22 protein-coding genes are annotated in these 21,126 nt (G+C 53.0%); 5 read left to right on the top strand and 17 right to left on the bottom strand.

The features are described from left to right. Nucleotides 1–65 precede the first annotated feature (65 nt). Nucleotides 66–2,630 (top strand): EAL domain-containing protein, encoded by a 2,565-nt coding sequence (locus tag CHR62_RS05115; protein WP_123660240.1) that lies wholly within the window; start codon nt 66–68, stop codon nt 2,628–2,630. Nucleotides 2,631–2,667: 37 nt separating this feature from the next. Here the strand turns inward: CHR62_RS05115 and CHR62_RS05110 are convergent, their stop codons facing one another. Next, nucleotides 2,668–2,916, bottom strand: coding sequence for a DUF4148 domain-containing protein (locus tag CHR62_RS05110; protein ID WP_123660239.1), 249 nt, complete (start codon nt 2,914–2,916; stop codon nt 2,668–2,670). A 224-nt stretch (nt 2,917–3,140) separates the two neighbouring features. On the opposite strand from CHR62_RS05110, the gene CHR62_RS05105 reads away from it, so the two are divergent. Continuing rightward, on the top strand, nt 3,141–4,010 hold the full coding sequence (locus CHR62_RS05105; RefSeq protein WP_158609093.1) for a LysR family transcriptional regulator: 870 nt from the start codon (nt 3,141–3,143) through the stop codon (nt 4,008–4,010). Between the two features lie 34 nt (nt 4,011–4,044). Here CHR62_RS05105 and CHR62_RS05100 read toward each other — a convergent pair whose 3' ends face one another. Together CHR62_RS05100 and CHR62_RS05095 are read right to left on the bottom strand one after the other, a co-directional pair. Further along, entirely contained in the window at nt 4,045–4,569 is a 525-nt protein-coding gene (locus tag CHR62_RS05100) for a peroxiredoxin (RefSeq protein ID WP_123660237.1), read from the bottom strand. A gap of 33 nt (nt 4,570–4,602) precedes the next feature. Then, a complete protein-coding gene (locus CHR62_RS05095; RefSeq protein ID WP_123660236.1) occupies nt 4,603–5,538 on the bottom strand; it encodes a LysR family transcriptional regulator in 936 nt (311 codons plus the stop codon). 104 nt (nt 5,539–5,642) lie between these two features. Between CHR62_RS05095 and CHR62_RS05090 the strand changes: the two genes are divergently transcribed. Beyond that, entirely contained in the window at nt 5,643–6,698 is a 1,056-nt protein-coding gene (locus CHR62_RS05090) for an aromatic ring-hydroxylating dioxygenase subunit alpha (protein WP_123660235.1), read from the top strand. Between the two features lie 134 nt (nt 6,699–6,832). Further along, complete coding sequence (locus CHR62_RS05085) at nt 6,833–7,159, top strand: antibiotic biosynthesis monooxygenase (RefSeq protein ID WP_123660234.1); 327 nt, start codon at nt 6,833–6,835, stop codon at nt 7,157–7,159. A 202-nt stretch (nt 7,160–7,361) separates the two neighbouring features. On the opposite strand, the gene CHR62_RS05080 is transcribed toward CHR62_RS05085, so the two are convergent. The 14 genes from CHR62_RS05080 to CHR62_RS05015 are packed head-to-tail and all read right to left on the bottom strand — an operon-like array spanning nt 7,362 to nt 19,617. Continuing rightward, a complete protein-coding gene (locus CHR62_RS05080; RefSeq protein WP_158609092.1) occupies nt 7,362–8,093 on the bottom strand; it encodes an SDR family NAD(P)-dependent oxidoreductase in 732 nt (243 codons plus the stop codon). A 14-nt stretch (nt 8,094–8,107) separates the two neighbouring features. Then, a complete protein-coding gene (locus tag CHR62_RS05075) occupies nt 8,108–9,700 on the bottom strand; it encodes an FAD-dependent monooxygenase (RefSeq protein WP_233574880.1) in 1,593 nt (530 codons plus the stop codon). A 34-nt stretch (nt 9,701–9,734) separates the two neighbouring features. Further along, complete coding sequence (locus CHR62_RS05070) at nt 9,735–10,412, bottom strand: GntR family transcriptional regulator (RefSeq protein ID WP_123660232.1); 678 nt, start codon at nt 10,410–10,412, stop codon at nt 9,735–9,737. A gap of 27 nt (nt 10,413–10,439) precedes the next feature. Then, nucleotides 10,440–11,150, bottom strand: coding sequence for an ABC transporter ATP-binding protein (locus CHR62_RS05065; protein ID WP_158609091.1), 711 nt, complete (start codon nt 11,148–11,150; stop codon nt 10,440–10,442). Next, the gene (locus tag CHR62_RS05060; protein WP_123660230.1) at nt 11,143–11,889 is read right to left on the bottom strand and encodes an ABC transporter ATP-binding protein; all 747 of its coding nucleotides are present in this window, start codon (nt 11,887–11,889) and stop codon (nt 11,143–11,145) included. Before CHR62_RS05060 ends, CHR62_RS05065 begins: the two co-directional genes overlap by 8 nt. After that, nucleotides 11,886–12,836, bottom strand: coding sequence for a branched-chain amino acid ABC transporter permease (locus tag CHR62_RS05055; RefSeq protein ID WP_093971538.1), 951 nt, complete (start codon nt 12,834–12,836; stop codon nt 11,886–11,888). The genes CHR62_RS05060 and CHR62_RS05055 overlap by 4 nt, the downstream gene beginning before the upstream one ends. Continuing rightward, entirely contained in the window at nt 12,833–13,690 is an 858-nt protein-coding gene (locus tag CHR62_RS05050; RefSeq protein WP_123660229.1) for a branched-chain amino acid ABC transporter permease, read from the bottom strand. Before CHR62_RS05050 ends, CHR62_RS05055 begins: the two co-directional genes overlap by 4 nt. Nucleotides 13,691–13,705: 15 nt before the next feature. Next, nucleotides 13,706–14,593 carry an amidohydrolase family protein gene (locus tag CHR62_RS05045; protein ID WP_123660228.1) on the bottom strand — a complete coding sequence of 296 codons (888 nt, stop codon included), beginning with the start codon at nt 14,591–14,593 and terminating at the stop codon, nt 13,706–13,708. A 28-nt stretch (nt 14,594–14,621) separates the two neighbouring features. Further along, the gene (locus CHR62_RS05040) at nt 14,622–15,536 is read right to left on the bottom strand and encodes a VOC family protein (protein ID WP_158609090.1); all 915 of its coding nucleotides are present in this window, start codon (nt 15,534–15,536) and stop codon (nt 14,622–14,624) included. An 8-nt stretch (nt 15,537–15,544) separates the two neighbouring features. Continuing rightward, nucleotides 15,545–16,411 carry a fumarylacetoacetate hydrolase family protein gene (locus CHR62_RS05035; protein WP_233574877.1) on the bottom strand — a complete coding sequence of 289 codons (867 nt, stop codon included), beginning with the start codon at nt 16,409–16,411 and terminating at the stop codon, nt 15,545–15,547. Between the two features lie 44 nt (nt 16,412–16,455). Further along, the gene (locus tag CHR62_RS05030) at nt 16,456–16,851 is read right to left on the bottom strand and encodes a RidA family protein (protein ID WP_123660225.1); all 396 of its coding nucleotides are present in this window, start codon (nt 16,849–16,851) and stop codon (nt 16,456–16,458) included. A 57-nt stretch (nt 16,852–16,908) separates the two neighbouring features. Continuing rightward, the gene (locus CHR62_RS05025; RefSeq protein ID WP_123660224.1) at nt 16,909–17,955 is read right to left on the bottom strand and encodes an Ldh family oxidoreductase; all 1,047 of its coding nucleotides are present in this window, start codon (nt 17,953–17,955) and stop codon (nt 16,909–16,911) included. A 7-nt stretch (nt 17,956–17,962) separates the two neighbouring features. Then, entirely contained in the window at nt 17,963–18,373 is a 411-nt protein-coding gene (locus CHR62_RS05020) for a cupin domain-containing protein (RefSeq protein WP_123660223.1), read from the bottom strand. 11 nt (nt 18,374–18,384) lie between these two features. Beyond that, a complete protein-coding gene (locus tag CHR62_RS05015; RefSeq protein WP_123660222.1) occupies nt 18,385–19,617 on the bottom strand; it encodes a penicillin-binding protein activator in 1,233 nt (410 codons plus the stop codon). 212 nt (nt 19,618–19,829) lie between these two features. Between CHR62_RS05015 and CHR62_RS05010 the strand changes: the two genes are divergently transcribed. Then, nucleotides 19,830–20,735, top strand: coding sequence for a LysR family transcriptional regulator (locus tag CHR62_RS05010; protein ID WP_123660221.1), 906 nt, complete (start codon nt 19,830–19,832; stop codon nt 20,733–20,735). The last annotated feature ends 391 nt before the right edge of the window (nt 20,736–21,126 follow it).

Genomic DNA, 21,126 nt, shown 5'->3' with positions numbered 1-21,126 from the left:
CGCCAATCGCCGACCCAAGGTATGCTACACACCGGCGTTAACACACCTTACCTGGCTTATCCCTGATGCCCGACACCCCCTTACCGCTAGGCGTATTTCAGCGTTTCCTGAACACGTTGCATATCAACTATCAGGATCCCATGCGCAAAGCATTGGGCTGGCTGTTGCTGCTGGCGGTGGTGCAATTTGTCTCGGTGGTGTGGCCCGAAACCCCCGGCTTCAACGGCATCCCCCATTACCTCGAACTACATACGCTCATGGAGATCATCTCCATTATCGTATCGGCCATGGTTTTTGCCGTCGCCTGGAGCACCCGCATACAGGGGTTCTCGGCCAGCTTTACCGTACTGGCTGCCATCTTTTTAGCCGTCGCCGTTCTCGATTTTGCCCATACTCTGTCGTATGCAGGCATGCCCGATTATTTTTCACCCAACCTGGGCGACAAACACATTAATTTTTGGATGGCGGCCCGTTTGCTGGCCGCAGTTGGGCTATTGATCATCTCACTGCGGCCCTGGAAAACGCCACTGACGACGCGTCAAAAATACACCGTGCTGGCTGGCATGCTCACCCTTGTCCTTGGCTGGCAGTGGCTGGTCATCCAATATCCAAACCACATGCCCCAATGGTTTGTTGCCGGGCAGGGGCTTACCGCCCTCAAAATCAACACCGAATACCTGATCATCGCGCTTAATTTTTTGGCTGCCGCAATTTTATGGCAGCGCATGCGGGCGCCCCAGCCGTTTCACGTGGTCGCACTATTTGGTGCGGTTTGCGTGCTGGCCATGAGCGAACTCTTCTTTACGCTTTACAGCACCATGCACGGGGCCTACAACGCACTGGGGCACATTTACAAAGTCATTGCTTATGTACTGATTTACCGCGCCTTCGTCGTCGAAGCCATCGAACGCCCCTACAAAGACCTTGAAATTGCGCAAAAAACGCTCAAACAAGAAGAGGTCCGCTTTCGGCGAGCCGTCGAGGCGGCGCCTAACGCCATGCTCATGGTCGACGATACGCAAACCATCGTCCTGAGCAATACCCGCAGCGATGCCATGTTCCGTTTCAATACAGGCCAGTTGGTTGGAAAAAAGCTCGACATGCTTATCCCCGACAGCATGAGACATGCGCACCATGGACACATCCACAGTTATTTAGCTGCGCCGACCGATCGGCCCATGGGGAAAGACCGTTTCTTGTATGCCAAGCGATACGACGGCGAACTGTTCAGGGTTGAGGTGGGCTTAACCCCCCTTACCATCGACGGGCGCACTTTTGTGCTGGCCTCGATTGTTGATATTACGTCCCGGCTCGAAGCCGAGGCCCGCATCGAAAAGCTGATTTACTACGACACGTTAACCGACCTGCCCAACCGTCAACTGCTCAAAGACCGTGCCAATCAACTCATTACCGCAGCACGCCAAAGCCACAACCTTATTGCACTGGTCTACATAGACCTTGACCGCTTCAAAAACATCAACGAAACCCTCGGCCACACGGTAGGCGACCAGCTCTTGGTTGATGTGGCCCGACGCCTGGCCAGAACGGCAGGCGACGAAGCGACGGTTGCGCGCGTTGTCGGCGACGAGTTCGCCATTGTCGCTTCGCTGCCGCACGCCGAAGATGCTGCGCGCCTGGCACGATTATTGCTAACCAATATTTCGAGACCCTACAAAATTGGTGAGCACCATCTGACGCTGACGCCGTCAATTGGTATCGCCCTGTATCCCGACGACGGCGCAGACTTCGACACGCTCATGAAAAGCGCCGACATGGCCATGCAGCTGGTCAAACTGGAAGGACGCAACGACTTCCATTTCTTTGCCAAAGAAATGCAACAACGCACGTCGCGCATGCTCAACCTTGAAAGCGCTTTGCTTTCAGCGATTGATAATGAACAACTGCAACTGGTATATCAACCACAAGTACGGATTTCCGATCGCAAGGTAATTGGCGTCGAGGCCTTGCTGCGCTGGCATCACCCTGAATTTGGCAAGGTCTCGCCTGCCGAATTCATGCCCATTGCCGAAAACAGCGGCCAAATTATCGCCATTGGTGCCTGGGTACTAAAAACTGCGACAGCGCAACTTAAACAATGGTTGGCCCAGGGCTATGCGCCCATGATCATGTCGGTCAACCTGTCAGCCATTCAGTTTCGCCACCCCAACCTTATCGGCCTGGTCGACGACATTCTGGCAAAAACAGAGCTGCCCCCCGAATACCTGGAGCTAGAACTGACCGAAAGTGCAGCCATGCTTAACCCCGACCACGCCATACACATCATGCAAACCCTGCACCGGCGCGGGATAAGGCTATCTATCGACGACTTCGGCACTGGATATTCGTCACTCAGTTACCTTAAAAAATTCAACATCTACAAGCTGAAAATAGACCAGTCTTTTGTGCGCGACATTGCCACCGATGGTGATGACCGCGCGATTGTTTCGGCCATTATTCAAATGGCAAACAGCCTGGGCTTTCACACCATTGCGGAAGGGGTGGAAACCCAGGCTCAACTTGATTACCTACGCACCCAAGGCTGCGACGAAATTCAAGGTTATCTGTACAGCAAGCCGCTACCCGCCGAGGCCCTGGGCGAATGGCTGATCGCGGCTCGCACCGAAACCTGAGGGTTAGCCCACCTTCGGGTTTCGGCGCCCGCCCGGCTTATTTACCGCGCTGTTGACGCAACTCCTGGTATTTCGCCATACGGTCGCGGTACGCATCGCTGAATACATCTTGCGACAGCGCATAAACACTGGCCTCATCAAAGCCCGCCTGACGCCAATCAGCAAGGTCCTGTCGCGTTTGCTCGGCAATCGAGCCCGCTTTTGCGTCATCAGCATAGGCCGGCGCCACAACGCCACCAGCCAGAACGCCCAAAGACAGAGCTACTGCGGTCAATTTAGTTTTCATCATTTTTCCTTTCGTCAACGTAGAAGATATGACAGTGCAATAACGCACTGACAAGATGTTGTGTGCACGGCTCGAATACAGCCCAGCACGGCATCAAACTTCCTGTAAATGAATTCTAAAATGGCAGAAACTTGGTAATAACCCCCTAAAATACAATATTCAATTCCACTTTTCGGAATCAACCCTTTTGACGGAGCGTAACATTGGCCGACAACGTGAATGATTTGCGTCTTTTTACAGATATCGTCCAGGCAGGGGCCATTACCCGGGCGGCCATCATGTTGAACAGCTCCCCACCTGCCGTGAGCCGTCGCTTAACCGCCCTTGAAAAACGCCTGGGTGTACGCCTCATAGAACGCCACGCCCGTCGGTTCCAGCTGACCGAAGCCGGGAAAGCGTTTTATGTTCGGGCTCAACGCATATTGGCCGAAATCCAGGACGCCGAAGCCGAAGCCAGCAGCCATGCACAGCGCCTGAAAGGCCGTTTGAGAATCGGTGCCATGTTTCAAGGGGGACAACGTAGCCTGGCCCCCGAGATCGCCCGTTTCGCCATGCGTTACCCCGAGCTTCAGGTCGAGCTGGTCGTATCCGACGAACCTTTAGATGTCTTCACCGACGATCTGGACATTCTGTTTCAACCCGAACAGCCCAACCAGCCCAATATCGTTGCGCGCAAGGTCACCGAGGGCCGACTGATCATCTGCGCCTCTCCTGACTACCTAAAGCGTAAAGGACGCCCGATGTCGGCCGCCGATTTAGCCCATCACGATTGCTTATGCCTGGCGCAAGGCCATACCGTGCAAAACCGCTGGCGCGTAACCTGCGAAGGGTCTGACCATGACGTCGAAGTCACCCCGCGGCTGGTCTGCAACAGCGGCGAGACGCTTTATGAATGGATATTGGCAGGCCATGGCATCGGGCTGCAGCTTGAATGGAATGCCCGCAAAGACCTGGAAGCCGGCCGACTTGAAGAATGCCTGGACAGCCAATGGATATTGCCCTGGTATGCGGTATACCCGCACCGGGGGTACCACCCCCCAAAAATAAAGGCTTTTCTTGACTACATGAAGGAGCGCATGGGCCAACATATCTGAGTTAAAACAGCGCCCAAAACTAAGGTTCAAGGCGCTATTTACGGTCTACACCCAGCTCAGACAACGTGCGCACCATATCTTCGGCCGATGTCTCGGGCTGGACATCTGCGTCGATTTTCAGAATGCGCCCGTCTTTACCAATATAGAACGTGTGACGGCGAGCCACGCCCAGCAGGCCCAACACGTCGTAAGACCGGGCGACTTGCTTGCTTTCATCGCTAAGCAAGGGGAAATCGGCCCCTGTTTCTTTAGCAAAACCTTCATTCTCGATAAGCGGGTCAACGCTCGCCATAAAGTAGGTCACGTCGAACTGGCGAATTTGGTCACCGTTCTCTGCCAAAGACTTGCACTCGATGGTGCACCCATAGGTATAGGCCTTGGGAAACCAAGCCAGCACCACCGCCTGCTTGCCGCGGTAATCAGACAACTGGTAGGTTTTGCCGTCGGACGCAGGCAGACGAAAGTCAGGCGCCATGTCGCCAACCTCAAGGGCGGCGGTAGTATTGGAAAAAAACGCAAAAACCAGTAAAAACAACGACTTCTTGATGCATGAATACATAACAAGCTCCTAGGTGGCTTGTTGATCATAACGTCAAGAAATCGTCTTGTGGGGACGAGGCGGTCGCGCAAACGCCTCGTAAATCAGCCCTCGCAACCAACAGTTCGGCTCATCCCTATGGAAGCGGGCATGCCAATGCTGCTTGATCTCGAACAGTGGTGAACCCACCGGCGACTCCTGGACAACAACGTCACCCGCACGGGCCAGTGCAGCCGCGCACGAACGGGGCACGGTAGCAATCAGGTCCGTGTCACGCAGCACGTGAGGGATACTCATAAAGTGCGGAATGACCAGCTTGACCGGACGCTTCACGCCGTGCCCCGCCAGATACCGCTCGAACACCTCTTCGCTGCGCCCTTCTGACTTGACCACCAGATGATCCGCCTCCACAAAAGCGGCCGGGTCAAAAGGCCGGGTCGTCAGCGGGTGGTCCTTGCGCATTACGCATACAAAGTTATCGCTGTACAAGAACTGCTGATAATAGTTCGCCTTTTTAAAATCAGGGTAATAGCCCACGCTTAAATCGACATCGCCCGACAGCAGTGCCGCTTCGTGCGCCAGCGGAGGCAATGAAATGGCCTGCACACTGATGTTAGGTGCAATCGCGCGAAGTTGCCGGGTTAAATAAGGCAAGAACACAATCTCGCCGATGTCAGACATACTCAACGTAAAGCTGCGCTGCGCCGAGGCTGGGTCGAAGCGGGGCGCCCCCAACAAATCGTTGTCCACCATATCCAGTATTTGGCGCACGGTGTCGGCCATTTGCTGCGCCAACGGTGTAGGTGTCATCCCACCAGGGCTGCGCACAAACAACTCATCTTGCGTTAGCGCGCGTAACTTATTCAGGGCAAAACTTACGCTTGGCTGGCTAAGCCCCAGGTTTACCCCCGCCTGTGTTACATGACGCGTCTGCATCAGTGCGTCGAACACACGCAGCATCGGCAAATCGATTTGTTTCGGATCTATCATCTAATTTCTAAATAATTATAATTATTTGATTTGATTGACTAATAATAGCTCAAAATCCCATACTCCTTTCACAACAACTAGGTCTGTTCTGAAAGGAGACATGCATGTTTATTCGAAATATTTGGTACATCGCTGGATGGGCCAAAGATATTGGCACCACCCCTATCGCTCGCCGCATTTGCAATGAACCCATCGTGCTGTTTCGCACGCCAAAAGGGCAGGTCGGCGCGCTGATCGACCGATGCTGCCATCGTGGCGTACCACTATCATTGGGGACGGTTATCGAGGCCGGTATCGAGTGCGGCTACCACGGTCTTGTAATGGACTGCTCTGGCACCTGCGTACATATCCCCGGGCAAAAAAACATCCCCGCCAGCACCAAAATTCGCAGTTACCCGGTAGTCGAGAAAGACGAACTAATCTGGATCTGGATGGGCGACCCCAAGCTGGCCGACCCCAGCCAGATTCTGGATTACCCCGTTCATAACGACTACAAGAACTGGCCTCACAAACACGGTTTCTATCGCATCAAAGGCAACTATCAGTTGCTCGTCGACAACCTAATGGACCTGACCCACCTGGGATACGTGCATAAGACAACCATTGGCGGCGACCCTAACACCCACGTCTCTGCCCAAATGGAAACTCGGGAAACGTCTCGCGGCGTCAAAGTAATTCGTCACATGCCCAACTGTCTGCCGCCGCCCACTTACCGAAAAGGCGTACCTTTTGCCGGCCACGTCGACCGATGGCAAGAGTTTGAATTTGTACCGCCAGCCACCGTATTGCAATGGAGCGGTGCGGCAGACGCGGGCAAAGGTGCGCTGACCGACGAAAACCAACGTGACGGCGGATTTTCCATCCGTGTTTTCCACGGCGTCACCCCGGAAACTGAAAGCACCTGCTTGTATTTCTGGTCTACCGCCAACGGCTACCGACAAGATGACCCGCAGGCCACCGAAGACCTTTACAACGATGTTTCAACAGCCTTCCGCGAAGACCAGGTCATGATCGAAGCCCAACAAAAAATGCTGGAAGAAACCGGCGAAGCCGACCTCGTATCCATCATCCACGACCGCGGCCGCATCCAGATGCGACGCATTGTCGACCGGCTGATTGAACACGAGAACCTACAGGAAAGCGCTGCGGCATCCGCCTGAGGTAAGGCGGCGGTGTCGGGTTAAGCCTCGAAACAACGGGGGGCGGGAGACCTCCCTCATGGCAACCGGCGGTCATCACCTCATCGAAGGCATAATAACTTTCACTCCGCACTGTACTTAAAGAGGGGAAGCCCGTGATTACCGTCATCTTCGAAGTATGGCCAACAGAAAACAAGGCCGATCAGTATTTAGATATTGCCGCATCACTTCGACAAGACCTGGAAAAAATCGACGGATTCATCTCCATCGAACGCTTCGAAAGCCTGACCACAAAAGGCAAGTACCTGTCGCTTTCGTTTTGGAGAGATGAAGAGGCCGTACGCACATGGCGCAATCAAGACAAGCATCGCATGGCCCAAAACATGGGCCGTAATGGCATATTTGCCAACTATCGCCTGCGCGTTGCCTCGGTGCTACGCGACTATGGCATGCACGAGCGAGCGCAAGTGCCGAAAGATTGATTGTGATGTGACAGTGGGCATTTCGGCGCAATTTAACCGCCCATTTCCCTATTTTGACCTCTCATTTAGCCAAAAGTAAAAAGCGGTCACGTTCCCCGAAACGTCCACCCACACTCAAGGCAGTCGAAGGGGTAATGTACTTGATCACCGTTACTTAACAGCGCCCCCTCCAACGCCCAAGCATCAGAAAACATACTAAAAATCATTCTGCACGAGGGACAAGACGACGCTCGAAAACATTTCCAGAAACTGTCTTGGCACTGTCAGAAATCAGGAACATCAGACTGGGCACCACCTCGTCCGGCGCCGAAACGCCCAACGACTTTTCGTACATCGCCAGTTCGTCGTCTGTTGCCGACTTAAGAAATACTGGAGTGGCTACCAAGCCGGGCGATACCGCATTGATCCGGACACCGAAGGCACGTAGCTCAAGTGCTGCCGACTTAACCAACCCAATAATGCCTGCTTTAGTGGAAGCATAAGCCGCAGCGCCCGGCCAACCAGCTGAAGCCAGCCCCGACGTAAAAGCAACAATCGCACCGCTACGCTGGCGCTTCATAATCGGAAATAGAGCCCGTAACAGGTAAAACACACCCGTAAGATTCACATCGAGATGACGTTGCCACTCAGCGTTCGAAAGCTCATCGATCAAAGTGCGTTTTTGGATGGCGCTGGTCAGCACCGCTGCGTCGATACGACCATACTGTTTTTGCCAGTCCTGAATTGCTGAATCGACCGCACCCGAATCAGCAATATCAACACTACGAGTATCAATATTCCCACCAGCCAAAGTAGACAAGCCTTCGGAGTCTATGTCCATCGCCAATACCTGTGCTCCCACTGCTGCGCAGGCCAGTGCCGTTTCTCGACCAATACCAGACGCGGCTCCCACCACAAGCACAACATGTCCGGAAAAATCATAAATTGCTTTCAATGCAAAAATCCTTCTCAAACCGGCATACGGCCAGTAATTTCACGATAAATTCTGGCGGCCTGCTCTGGATCACCATCAATTGGCACAATCGCCGCAATGTGTTCATCAGGGCGCACTAATACCAGCGTATTCAGGGCCACCCCCATCCGCTTGGCCAAGGCATTGCCCGGGTCAAGTAAACTGCGATCACGCAGACCGGAGTCAAGCGGCGCGTCATAGCGCGAGACCTGATAATGCTGCAACGCTGGTGACCTAGCCTGAGGTATGGCCGGCCGGCGACGGGCGTCGCAAAAATAGAGGGCCGTAAATTTGCCCGAACACACATCATGGATCCGGGTCTGCTCACCCTGCGGTGTATGCACCAAGTAATCGGGCAAGCGGTCACCAGCAATAGAAGCAGGCCGTTCCGCACGGGCCACCATCGACCAATTTGTGGTGCCGACAACATCAAGCTTGACCCCAAGCATGGTGCGCGTATAGGCGTTTTGCCAATTACTATCTGACATGGCCGCAGTCCCATCACTGCGCTTCTCCATTGAACGGCGTGCAGCCTCGGCCATTTCCCCAGAACCATGAATAGCGAGAGGTTTCTGCTCGCGCTCATAACCATCTAGGATGGATTCGTCGGCCCAGCCCCGCAAAAACCATGTCAGGCGCCACGGCAGATTCGATGCGTCTAGTACGCCAGTGTTCAAGCCCAAAGCCCACATCGGCGTGATCAGGTGTGCTGCGTCACCCATGAGAAAAACCCTATTGCTTCTCCACTGAGTCGCAACCCTGTGATGGACACGATAAGTGACCTTGTTGATAACCTTGACGCTATCTACTTGACCAATGAACCGCAAGGATTTCTCTTTTAGCTCCTCTTCAGTTGGCTCTTCGACCCCTTCCTTCAGGGGATATAGAAAGCGCCAGCAATGCGGATGACGCACCAAAATCATCCACTCTTCCGGATCGGCAAAGTAAGACAAGTAGGGGTAGTCGCGCGGGTTTGCGGTATCCAAATCGACCTCAAGATCGACCAGCGAATACTTGACGGGTAACGAATGACCATCGACCTGAATACCCATCAATTCGCGCACCGTCGAGCGCCCGCCATCGCAAGCCAGCACAAAGGCAGCTTGAGTCTTGAGAACGCCATCCGCATTCCGGATGGTCAGCTCAACACAATCCCCTTTGTCCTCGTACCCTTCAAGACGATGCCCCATTTTGGTTTCGATCAAGCCCGAGCGCTTGATCTCTTCGGACAAGATCGGCTCAAGATGATGCTGCGGCATGTTGATTACAAACGGATAACGGGTCTCTTCAGACAAGGCATCCAGAAACACAGGGAAGGTAGACTTCTGGGTGCGACGATCGATTTCGCCAATTTCTTCAACTCGCAACGACTTGGATAGCACATTACGAACAGCACCATAACGATGCAGAACCTCGAGTGTACGCGTCAGAATCGTACCCGCCTTGGTATCGAGCGAAAGCGAAGTGTCATCTTCGTAAATTACGGCGGGGATACCATAATGGGCTAAACCCAACGCCGTGATCATACCCACCGGACCCGACCCAATAATTGCCACGGGCTGTTGTTGTGCCTTACCTGCGATCATCATTACACCCTTTATAAATATCGACCTCGGCGATGCTTTACACCGAGGCTTTGAGAATCCGTTTTTGCAGAGACATCAAGTGAGCGCGCATTGCCTCTCGGGCCGCTTGAGCATCTTGCTTAATAATCGCCTCAAGAATTGCCTCGTGCTCGCGTTGAGTGACAACCAAACCATCGTCTGGCATCACGCGCAAATGCCACATCATGTTCGACCGGTCGTGCAGTGGTCGCTGCGCATCGGCTAAAAACTTATTGCCTGCTGCCAGGGCGATCAGCGAATGAAATGCGTGATCTATTTGACTGAACTCATCGCGCTTCGTCTGGCTGGTAAGAGCCTTGGACCGCTCAAGCAAGCCGCGCAACTCCTCTATTTGCTCGGGAGTAACACGCTGCGCAGCAAGTGCGACTACTTCAGGCTCCATGGTCAAACGTGCTTCGATCAGCTCGAGAATATCGTGCAACGAGTCAAAGCGAACAACCAAACCTTTGCGAGGAATGACCTCGATGAGGCCCTCAATGCGCAGCCGCTGAATCGCCTGGTGAACGGGCATACGTCCAAACCCGGTCATTGCACAAAGTGCAGCCTCATTGAGAAACAAACCCGGACGTAACTCTAGAGACAATATCTTGTCTTTTATGAGCGTATATGCCTGCTCCGTCAACGACGGTGCCTTGCGAGCTCGGGTCTTTTCTGAAGGTACTTTCTTTGTCGCCATGAATATATGCTCGTAGTGATAAGCAACCTACACACCGAGGAACTGCGACCGAATTTCGGGGGATGCCTTCAGCTGCTCCGGGGTGCTGGTGTGGACAATCTGTCCTTTGCTCATAATGTTGATCTGATCGGACAGTTTCATGGCCAAGCCATAATTCTGTTCGACAAGCAATATAGCAATCCCCTCGTCCCGTAGTGTTTGCAACACTTCGGCAACTTGGTTCACCAGCAATGGCGACAAACCCTCAGAAGGCTCATCAAGCAGCAACACTTTAGGGTTACCCACCAGCGCGCGCCCTATGGCCACCATGCTTTGTTCTCCGCCAGACAACATGTTGCCAAGATTGCTCAAACGCTCGCCAATGCGAGGAAAGTACTCAATGACCCGATGCATACTCCAGCCTGGCTCTCCGCCTTCGGTGGCGCGCGCCCCAACCAACAAGTGCTCTCGAACCGTCAAAGTCGGGAACAGCCGCCGACCCTGAGGAACCAACCCAACTCGATGCTGAGCAATTTCATGCGCCGGAAGATTAGTGAGATCCCGCTGCCCCATGACAACTCTTCCTGTGCGGATGTGACAGTGGCCTGCTATAGCGCGTATCAGCGTCGTTTTACCTACTCCGTTCTTGCCAAGGACCGTGCAAATCCTGCCCGGCTGCAATGTCAGCGACACACCGTGCAAAACCGTACTGGCGCCATAACCCGCAGTAACGCCAGTCACAGAGAAAAATTCAGACATGCTCAGCCCCAAAATAAATTTCGGCCACCATCGGATCATTTCGAATTTCGTCCGGCGTACCCGAAGTAGCCAGCCCCCCTTGCTGCATGACCAGGACCCGATCAGCCAATCGCAATGCCATCTCCACGTCATGCTCAATCAGCATGACGGTAATGTCGCGGGGAAAGCGAGCAACCATTTCTTCGACTTTTGCCGTCTCGGCCACAGATAACCCAGCCGCAGGTTCGTCAAGCAACAGCAGACGAGGTTTACGCGCCAAGGCAAGGACCAGCTCAACTTGACGTTGCTCGCCATAGGACAGACTCATAGTTAACGTATCGGCCTTCTCTACAACGCCCCACTCATCCAACAACGCCAGAGCGCGGCTACGGATCCCCCTGGATGACACTAGGGGACGAACCATATTGAAACGCCCCGGCTCGCCAGCCTGAATGGCCAACATGGCGCTTTCGAGTACGGTCAAACGTGGAAACAATGTTGTGATCTGGAAAGTACGCCCCAACCCCATAGCGACTCGCTGTGAAACGCCCTGATCGGCCAGGTCTTTACCAAACATCTGTAACGACCCTTCGGTGGGTAAAAACAGCCCTGTGATGACATTGAACAGGGTCGTTTTGCCAGCGCCGTTGGGCCCAAAAATAACTAGGCGCTCTCCGACCGGCACGGAAAACGAAAGCCTATCAATTGCCTTGAGACCACCAAAACGTAGTGTGAGACTCCGAATATCAAGTGCATTCATGATGCACCCTCCTTTTTACGCATGGCGAACAAACCCACCACGCCATTAGGCGCAAATAAAGTCACTAACACGTAGATCAGACCTAGAATAAGTACCCAGCGATCGGTGATCCCACTGATGTAGTTTTCAAGACCGATAATGATGAACGCCCCCAACACTGGCCCATAAAGTGTGCCCGCACCGCCAAGAATGACCATAATGAGAACCATGGCCGAATAGGCAACACTAAGGTAACTAGGACCAACAAAGCCGTTCTGCCAGGCCATGAGGGCGCCCGCCAACCCTGCCAGGCCACCGGAGAGAACACAAGCAAGGTATTTATAGGCCCAGACGGGATAGCCCAAGACCAGCATACGACGCTCGTTTTCGCGTACCCCTAGCAAGGCGCGGCCAAACGAGGAGGCGACAAACAACCCAGTCAGAGCCAAGACGACCGTGAACACGGCAAGCACAAAATAGTAATACCCTGAGCTAGTCGACAAATCCCACAAAAAGATAGATACGGGTCTGGATATGCCAGGAATACCGTCGTCAGCCCCTGTAAAACTCTTCCAGCTATACGCTACACCCCACAAAACTTGCGCCAACGCCAACGTGATCATTAATAGATACGCCCCTTTTGCACGCAAGGTCAGCAGTCCAAACACCGCCGCTGTAACCGTCGCCAGAAGCACTGCAGCTAACAGCTGTAACCAAAGGCTATCAACGCCAGAAGTCGACATTTTTGCCACGACATAAGCGCCCACACCAAAAAATGCCGCGTGTCCGAGCGACGCCATGCCGCCATAGCCCAGAATGATGTTGAGACTTACCGCAAACAAGGCAAACGCCATCATCTTCACAACCACGCCCTGGACATAAGAGCCAGCAAAAAGAGGCACAACTACTAACGCCAGCAAGACCAAGAGCGGTAGGGCTGAATTCCGAAAATCAAACGTATTCATCATGCTTTACCACCCATCAGCCCATTGGGCCGGAAAATAAGTATCAGCGCCATCGGAACGAACAAGGTGAACAAGGCAAACTCGGGGATTAACGTTTTGCCCAGACTGTCAAGCATGCCCACGATAATGGCGCCTACAAAAGCCCCTTTAAGGCTACCTAAGCCGCCAATAATGACCACTACAAAAGCCAACAGCAGCACCTCAAGCTCGAGACCGACGTGAACCCCCAGAATAGGCCCTCCAACAATGCCACCGAAAGCGGCTAAGGCAGCACCAATCGCAAAAGTCGCCGTAGATAGCAAAGAGACATTAATACCGGTACTCTGCGCAATCTCAGCATCGTCAATAGCGGCCCGGATCAATGCACCGACGCGCGTATTTGACTGGACATACCACAGCAAAGCACCGATAGCGACACCCACAACAATCATAAATACCCGATAAGCAGGAAAGTAGTAGTCAGCCACTTGGATCGGACCAGCAAGCCATTCGGGCCGTGGTAACGTCTGAGGTGTGCCGCCCCAAATCCAGAGTGCTAGATCGCCAATAATCAGCATGAGACCAAATGTCATCAAGGCCTGCGGGAGCTCATCGTGAGGAATACGACGCAGCAAAACACGTTCAATAAAAATGCCAATGAGCGTCACGACCCCGATCCCTGCCAGCAAAGCAAGCCAGAAGCTAGCCGTATGACCATAAACAGCAATAGCGACCCAAACACCAAAGGCGTAAAACACGCCATGTGCCAAGTTAAGAATGCGCATGACCCCAAAAATAAGGGCAAGGCCGGCCGACAACAAGAAAAGCAACATCCCGAACGACAATCCGTTCAGTAACTGATAGAGCCAAAAATCCATGGGTGCCTCGAAAGTTCAGTGAACGCCGGGATCTTTCAATCCCATTGGAAATGGCCAGTCAGAGCCATAAAGAATGTGGTCGGCACCGAACGTTTCGCGCGCCAGCGTTAGAGCAGCCTCACTGTGGGCGATACCGTCGACATAGAAACGACGCGCTGCCTTCGAGGGAGCTTCTAGTTTGTCGACATCAACACCTGGACGGCGAGTCAAGAAGCCTCGCTCGAGACGACCGCATAAGCACGGAAAAACGCCACCAGCGTGAGCTAAACAAAACCGGACGCCGCTAAAGCGACGCGGCACATCGGCCATAACCAAATGCGAAGCCGCAACGCCGGTTTCGTAGGGATTACCAACTAAATTTTCGAGGTAAAAGGGTGCCAGACGAGAATCACCGCAAGTACCTGGATGAATGAAGACAAAACTTTCTTGACGATGCAAAAAGCCCCATAGCGGCTCATACTCAGGCCGTGAGTAAACGATATCAGGGTGGCCGCCTGCGGCCAGCGCCACACCATGAAAGCCGCCGGCTGCATAACGAGCCATCAGAGTCTCGAGCAATGCCACATGCTCTAAGGGCATATAGAACAAGGCATCAAGGCGACCTGGATACTGCGCGCAAGTCATCTGCATCGCGTCGTTTACATAAGTCACCCATTGCAAGGCGTGGTCCTGATCTAGGCCCTGGCGGTATAGCGGTGGGGGAATTGACACCAGCGACCGCTGGATATTATTCAGATCCATCCAACGCACCAAGCGCTCTGGATAGAATAAATCTTTCATCCCTATCACGTGGCCATCAAGCACCAGGCGACTGTCCGCCCCGCTCCACTCGACCCCTGGTAATCCCACCAAGCCCGGCCCGTGGATCGGAGCCAGGTGGGCATGAACATCGATCTCTATCATAGGTCAACCCTTTTTTGATTCGATGTCCCTAGCGGGGCTCATGATTTGCGTTCATTTCATTGGTCCAGAACTCAGGTGCCCAAGCCGGCCAGATGTAAGGCAAGTCTTGCCAGTCTTTCGTGACCCAAGCATCACTAATCTTGTCCATGTCGGCGTAATACTCTACCCAGCTACCCCAAGGATCACGGACATAAAAAAAGAGATTCGAAGCCAACGCGTGTCGACCCAGACCAAAACCATCGGTGTAACCGGCCTTGTGCATTTGCAATGCACCAAAGCCAATATCATCAAACGAATTAACCTGAAAACTACTGTGCTGAAAACCCCGATGAGTACCATTGATCAGCCCAAAACAATGGTGATCACGAATACCGCGGCCCCCTGCCATAAACGCAACTTTACCGACTGCACGATCACTGGTCATTAGTCCAAGCGTGCGCTCAAACCACGCCTGCGCTTTATCGAAATCAGGCGTAAAAATCAGTAAATGCCCCAGACGGTTAGGCTTGATATCGCGATTCAATTCCCGCCATAAATGGCGGTCAAGGCGACCGGGAGTCACCAAATCTTTAACCGGCTCGACTCGTGGCGCCTGAATCGGCGTCAGATTAATCCATGTTCCCCACGGATCTTGGAACCACAGACCAGGACGAATCTCGCCGAACGGCGGCGTGACAGGTGTAGAACCCTCTTGCTTCAAGTGATCGAAGAACCGGGGCAAATCTGCTTCAAGTACCGCAAAGGACAAGTGGTGCAACCGCTTTTGGGCACCTCCCTTCAAAATGACAATGTCGGGAGAAGGATTCTTTGGTGTGCGAAGCTCAAGCGTCTGCCCTGTATGCTGAACACCTAATCCAAAACTGCTATAGAACCGCTCCGCCACATCAAGCTCGGGAACCTCAAGGCCATAGCCTGCCAAATATTGAACATAGGGATTACTCATAACCACCCTCATTGACGATAGGATTTAAGATCAACGTCGGCCAGTTTATTAACCAGCTCACCCAGCCCGGTCGCCCGCACAATAACCGTATCGCCCGCCTTGATAAAGACGGGTGGCGTGCGTGCGTTGCCAATGCCACTGGGTGTGCCGGTAAGCAAAACATCACCAGCGTATAGCGTCATGCCCATCGACAGCTCGGCTATCAACTCACCAATAGAAAAGGCCATTTCGTGGGCACCCGCGCGTTGCATGGTCTCCCCATTCAATTCGCATTCAAGAACAACCGTGCTCAGATCGATGTCGTCGCGCAAGGTTATCCACGGGCCCAAAGGCATAGTCTGATCAACGCTCTTACCCTTAAACCACTGGCCACCATGACGTCGCTGTAAATCGCGCTGCGACACATCGTTGGCCAAGCAATAACCGAATACGTGCGACATAGCGCTTTCTTGCGGGATACTGCGACCGGTCTTACCTATAATGACTACGATCTCAGCTTCGTAGTCCCATTTAGCAGAAACTCGAGCGTCATAGGCAATATCTTGATAGGGGCCTATAACGACATCGGGCGCCTTAGTAAAAAATGTCGGCGCATCAGGCTTGGGAACGTCCTGCCCTTCACGCTTGCCCTCACTTTCGTAAAAGTGGTCCCAATAATTCCAGCCCGTACACAGCACATCGCGCCGAAACCGCCTAATGGGCGCAAGGACGGTCACATCCGATAAAGAAACCTGTTCTGCTCGCGCATCAGCAGCAACGGCACGCACAGAGGCTAGGCCCTCGTCCCCCAGCTCGATCAGACCAACCAAATCAGGAGAGGGCTCGGGCATCAATCTAAGCGTGCCGCCCCCATCCCAAAGAGCGACACGATCCACGCCTCTATGAACTACAGTCCCCAACTTAAACCTTGTCACGGCCATTACTCCGGGATAACCGCAATCGCACTAATTTCAATGAGGTACTCTGGTTTGACCATTTTGGTAACTTCAACCATGGTCGAAGCAGGCAGGGGCTCTTTAAAAAATTCCATGCGAACTTTATGAATGGCATCAAAATATTCGATATTGCGCACATAAACGTCAACGCGACAAATATCCTCAAGCGTGCCGCCAGCCGCTTCAACAGCTCCCTTCAAGTTTTCACATACCTGACGCGTCTGAACCTCAATGTTGCCCACGCCGGCAATCGTGCCGTCTTTAGCACGGGCTGTCATACCCGAGATAAACACCAAACGGCCCCTTGCCTCGATGGCGGTTGCCTGAGAAAAGTGACCATTAGGTTTCGCCAAAGCGGGGGAAGTAATTTGCTGTTTCATTTTGAGTCCTTCAATACAGTCCATCTACGTTGCCATGAAAATAAGGGGCAACGATCCTTAGAAAACAAAAGCGACGTCGTTTGCCTGGGCCAACTCCCTGAGCCGCGTCACCAAATCAGCCGACAGACAGCACTGATCGTTGTGCTGCGCGCGTCTACTGCGCTCAAGATCACCTGGGGCATATACACGCTCGATACCGGGGGCTTTTTCGGAGTGACGAATTACATTGGCCAAGTTGTCCACTTGCTGACCGATGCCACGTCCACCATTCAGACGTGAGGCGTCAATCGCGATAAAAGTGTGCGCACAGTTATAAGGCTCAGCCGGATCGCCGAACAACGGCTTAACTTGCGACGCAATGCCACCACCCGACAACGCGCCACATAGCAGTTCGATGGCCACCGCCAGACCAAACCCCTTAGGCCCGGCAGCTGGAAGCAACATGCCCTTGATAGCCTCGGCCGGCGACTGGGTGTCTTTACCGCTCGCGTCCGTTGCCCACCCCAGCGGAATCGATTCACCCTTGATGTCAGCCATGCGAATTTTTCCCATCGCCGATGCGCTCATCGCCATGTCAACAATAACTGGCAAGCCTTGTTGACTAGGAAAAGCCATACACAAGGGGTTATTGCCAACCAAGGGTTTCGCCCCGCCAGGGGCTGGCATGAGCGGCCGGGTATTTGAAAACGCCATACCAACCATACCTTGGGCTGCCATTTGACGAGCCCAGTAAGCCCCAGCCCCAAAATGACCAGCTTCGCGCACCGTAACGGTAGCCATGCCATGAACACGGGCGCGCTCAATGGCAATGCCAACTGCTGCCTGGGCAGATACTTGACCCGGCGCGTGATTAGCAGTCATCACAACCAGCCCTCCGAGATCGTCAACAATCTCAGCGCTAGCGGAAAGCCGCATGCTACCTGCCTTCACCCGATCAACATACATAGGCAACAGCATGACACCATGCGAACTCACTCCCTCAAGGTCGGCACCGACAAGACTGTCGGCGATAACCAGCGCGTCAGCATCGGTTGCACCTTGCTTTACAAACAAGGCTTTGACGAAGGCCCTCAGCGCCGAAGCCGAGATAGTTTCAGTTGACATTTACACCTCAGTTTGCGTCGGCCGCGTTGGTATACCAGTCGGGTACCTGCGGATAATGCGGGCCGTCATAGATTTCAATAACGACAGTGTCTTCATGAGCAATCGTCGGCCCGTGCACATTGCCTTTCGGATTGCAGTAGAACGAGCCTGCGACCAAAGTGACACCCGTCGACGTGTATTCGTAGCGGCCGCTCAGACAAAACATGAACTGATTAGACGCATGGCTGTGAGGTTTGGGAATGCTCGTACCCTTTTCGAATTTGATCAACGCAATCGACGCGCCGGTCTCCTCATTTCTCCACAACATTTTTTCGTACAAGCCTGGCAGCGACTTAGCCCTCCACTCCATATCTGCCGATTGCAGCAAAATTTCATCAAGGCTAGGTGCACCTTCGGGTATGTTATTAAGCTCTCCCATTACGACTCTCCTCAGTTGTTCTCGGGCTTGACGTCGCGATTAACGTCGATGATTTCAAAGTTGGGCTTTCCAGCCTTGTCGACGACCTTGACAAAGTAGTAGTCCATATAAGGAAAGCGGGTTTGCGGATCAAAGCGGAAATTACCCTGAGGGGTTTTGAGATCGACCTTATTCAAACCTGCGACCAAGGATGCCGGATCCGTTTTCCCGGCAGATGACGTCACTGCGGACTCAATGATCTGCCCAATCGTGTACCCTAAGGCTTCGTAGTAACCAATTGGCGTCTTTCCATATTCTTTCTTAAAGTCTTCAATAAATTGACGGTTTTCAGGAATATCGAGCTCTGGCAAGTAATGGGTTACCGCCACTGCCCCGTATGCCGCACTTCCCATGGCGGGCAGCAACATGCCGTCAACGGTACTGATGACGCCGATCAAGGGCAATCGATCACGTTGGCCGTACTCGTGTCGCGCTTTAACTAATTTGATGGCATCCGCACCAAGCGTTGCCGCAAATACGCTATCTGCCTTGGGTGCGCCCGTAATAAAGGGCCCCCAGTCAGCAGTTCCCAAAGGAACATAGACCTCACGCTCAATTTTTCCGCCCGCTTTCTGAAACCCATCGATAAAACCTTCAGAGACGCGCTCACCGTAGGCAAACTTCGAGCTGATTACGACTGCAGTCTTATAGCCAAGCTTGTTGACTGCGTACTGACCCATTTGACGCCCAAGTTGTACGGCATTCCACCCGGGCACAAAGGAGTTAGGATGTTTTGCATTTTCTGGTATCTGCCCCACCATAGCCAATTGAGGAATTCCTGACTTGCCCACGTACTCCTGGGTAGCAGCAACAACGTGCCCCAAAAACGGCCCAACCACCATGTCGACCTTATCGCGCTCCACCAGCTTTTGCATCTTGGTCACGCCAGCACCGGGATCGCCGCCATCGTCTTCGACGATCAGCTCGACCTGACGGTCACCAATCTGATAACCAATTTGCTTGAGTTTGAGTTTCAGGCCATCGAGCTCGCCTTTATTGATATCGGCAGCACCGCCAGTAAATGAACCCAGCACGCCAATTTTTAGCGGTGCCGTCGGCTGTGCTTGTGCCTGCGCTGCAGGCATAGCCACGCAGAGGGCCAGCGTTGCCATGGACTGGAGCCATTTACGCCGTGTTGAAGATTTTGCAACTTTAGACATGCCAGATCCCCTTGAAGATGAACAGATAGGCACCACAGCCTCCATGGCGCAATCGGATAATTTCGCAAGAGCCTGTTATCATCTCTTGTGATATATCACTAACTATATCTTATGGAATATAGCAAGTCAACAACCCTCAGCTAAAGGTAAACCCCAAAGCAAAAAACAACAGAGGCTCCGCTAGAATCGGACAAGACTCAGCTAATTTGACGACAAACCAAATATCAAACTTATGCAGTACGCAAGGCCACACAGAAATGAAACTCGGAGAAAGCGGTCTCAAGTATCTTTATGAGTCATACCGGCGAGGCACCATGCGTGCGGCCAGCGAACACTTCAACATGGCCCCATCGTCAATCAGCCGGCAAATCAATCGCCTTGAAGCAGAAATGGGCCTACCCCTCATTGAACGGGGGCGACATACCGTCAAACTTACACCAGCGGGGCAAATGCTCATTGACTACTACCGCGACCAACTCGGACACCATGAAGCTCTGATGTCAGCGATGGATGACCTTCGGGGACTAAGACGCGGCAATGTAACGGTGGCCATTGGCCAAGGCCTACTAGGGGACGCTATCGTCCTGGCTATTCGACGGTTTTTGAAGCAATACCCCGGACTGCGCATCAATCTGAAAGATGCCGCAACCGCTGAAGCACTTAACATGGTCCGTGAAGACGAGGCTCACTTCGGCATACTGCTCGAACCAAACCCCGAGCCTTCGTTGCAAACCAGACGCACTATTACCCAACCAGTGCGCGCTATAGTGCCAGGCAATCACCCGTTGGCGCGACACGCAAAAGTGTCAGTTGCAGACCTACTTCAAACCGATTTGATCTTGCCTACACACACTTTCAGAACACGCCAGATTTTTGAGAAAATCGCTCGAGAACAAAATTTTGAACTCGATCCTATAGTCACCTCATCGTCGATACAACTGGTACGAAGTCTGGTACTTGCAGGGGCCGGCGTTGCGGTATTGCCCGAAACTGTTGTCAAGTCAGAACTACAGTCGGGGCTGCTGACCGCACTGCCGATCACCGAAAAAGCGTTCAACGAAAGCGAAATTCATCTTGTCTATCGTCGCGGGCGAAAGCTGCCAAAAATCGCTACCGTACTGATGCAGTTGATTGAGCAAGAGATTCAGAATTGCGCCGCATAAACTAAAAATTCAGACGCCCTGCAATGCCTCAAAAAGATCTGACGGAGCATAATGCGAGTCAGAAATCACAACACCAGCGTCAAACACAGCGTCTTGAAGTGCCGCAGACAGCGCATGTAGCGGCCCCCCTCCCCCCTCCCCCATGCCCTTAGCGCCGTTGTAAGTAAACGGCGACGGGGACTCGTAATTGCCGTACTTTATTTTGGGCATATTCATGATAGTGATAGGGCAATAATCACTAAATGTACTAGTTAAGGAAGGTCTGAAGAACTCGATTTCAAACATCCAAAAATCGACCTCATGACCAAAGTATTCAAAAATGGTTAAAAACTGCTCAAATCATCGCCACTTTCGGGTTGTTTGCACCCCGATCAGGCCCGTTTTCGGGCCT

The organism is Pusillimonas sp. NJUB218 (assembly GCF_003788685.1).
GTDB lineage: Bacteria > Pseudomonadota > Gammaproteobacteria > Burkholderiales > Burkholderiaceae_B > Neopusillimonas.
Note: the sequence above shows the minus strand (reverse complement) of the source record. Positions and strands in the feature narration are given on the sequence as shown.

Coding starts and splice junctions, on each gene's coding strand:
- CHR62_RS05095 (WP_123660236.1), bottom strand. CDS start 5,538: ATGATAGATCCGAAACAAATCGATTTGCCGATGCTGCGTGTGTTCGAC.
- CHR62_RS05050 (WP_123660229.1), bottom strand. CDS start 13,690: ATGGATTTTTGGCTCTATCAGTTACTGAACGGATTGTCGTTCGGGATG.
- CHR62_RS05015 (WP_123660222.1), bottom strand. CDS start 19,617: ATGGAGGCTGTGGTGCCTATCTGTTCATCTTCAAGGGGATCTGGCATG.
- CHR62_RS05060 (WP_123660230.1), bottom strand. CDS start 11,889: ATGAATGCACTTGATATTCGGAGTCTCACACTACGTTTTGGTGGTCTC.
- CHR62_RS05025 (WP_123660224.1), bottom strand. CDS start 17,955: ATGTCAACTGAAACTATCTCGGCTTCGGCGCTGAGGGCCTTCGTCAAA.
- CHR62_RS05045 (WP_123660228.1), bottom strand. CDS start 14,593: ATGATAGAGATCGATGTTCATGCCCACCTGGCTCCGATCCACGGGCCG.
- CHR62_RS05010 (WP_123660221.1), top strand. CDS start 19,830: ATGAAACTCGGAGAAAGCGGTCTCAAGTATCTTTATGAGTCATACCGG.
- CHR62_RS05090 (WP_123660235.1), top strand. CDS start 5,643: ATGTTTATTCGAAATATTTGGTACATCGCTGGATGGGCCAAAGATATT.
- CHR62_RS05055 (WP_093971538.1), bottom strand. CDS start 12,836: ATGATGAATACGTTTGATTTTCGGAATTCAGCCCTACCGCTCTTGGTC.
- CHR62_RS05070 (WP_123660232.1), bottom strand. CDS start 10,412: ATGGCGACAAAGAAAGTACCTTCAGAAAAGACCCGAGCTCGCAAGGCA.
- CHR62_RS05075 (WP_233574880.1), bottom strand. CDS start 9,700: ATGATGATCGCAGGTAAGGCACAACAACAGCCCGTGGCAATTATTGGG.
- CHR62_RS05110 (WP_123660239.1), bottom strand. CDS start 2,916: ATGAAAACTAAATTGACCGCAGTAGCTCTGTCTTTGGGCGTTCTGGCT.
- CHR62_RS05040 (WP_158609090.1), bottom strand. CDS start 15,536: ATGAGTAATCCCTATGTTCAATATTTGGCAGGCTATGGCCTTGAGGTT.
- CHR62_RS05020 (WP_123660223.1), bottom strand. CDS start 18,373: ATGGGAGAGCTTAATAACATACCCGAAGGTGCACCTAGCCTTGATGAA.
- CHR62_RS05065 (WP_158609091.1), bottom strand. CDS start 11,150: ATGTCTGAATTTTTCTCTGTGACTGGCGTTACTGCGGGTTATGGCGCC.
- CHR62_RS05030 (WP_123660225.1), bottom strand. CDS start 16,851: ATGAAACAGCAAATTACTTCCCCCGCTTTGGCGAAACCTAATGGTCAC.
- CHR62_RS05100 (WP_123660237.1), bottom strand. CDS start 4,569: ATGTATTCATGCATCAAGAAGTCGTTGTTTTTACTGGTTTTTGCGTTT.
- CHR62_RS05115 (WP_123660240.1), top strand. CDS start 66: ATGCCCGACACCCCCTTACCGCTAGGCGTATTTCAGCGTTTCCTGAAC.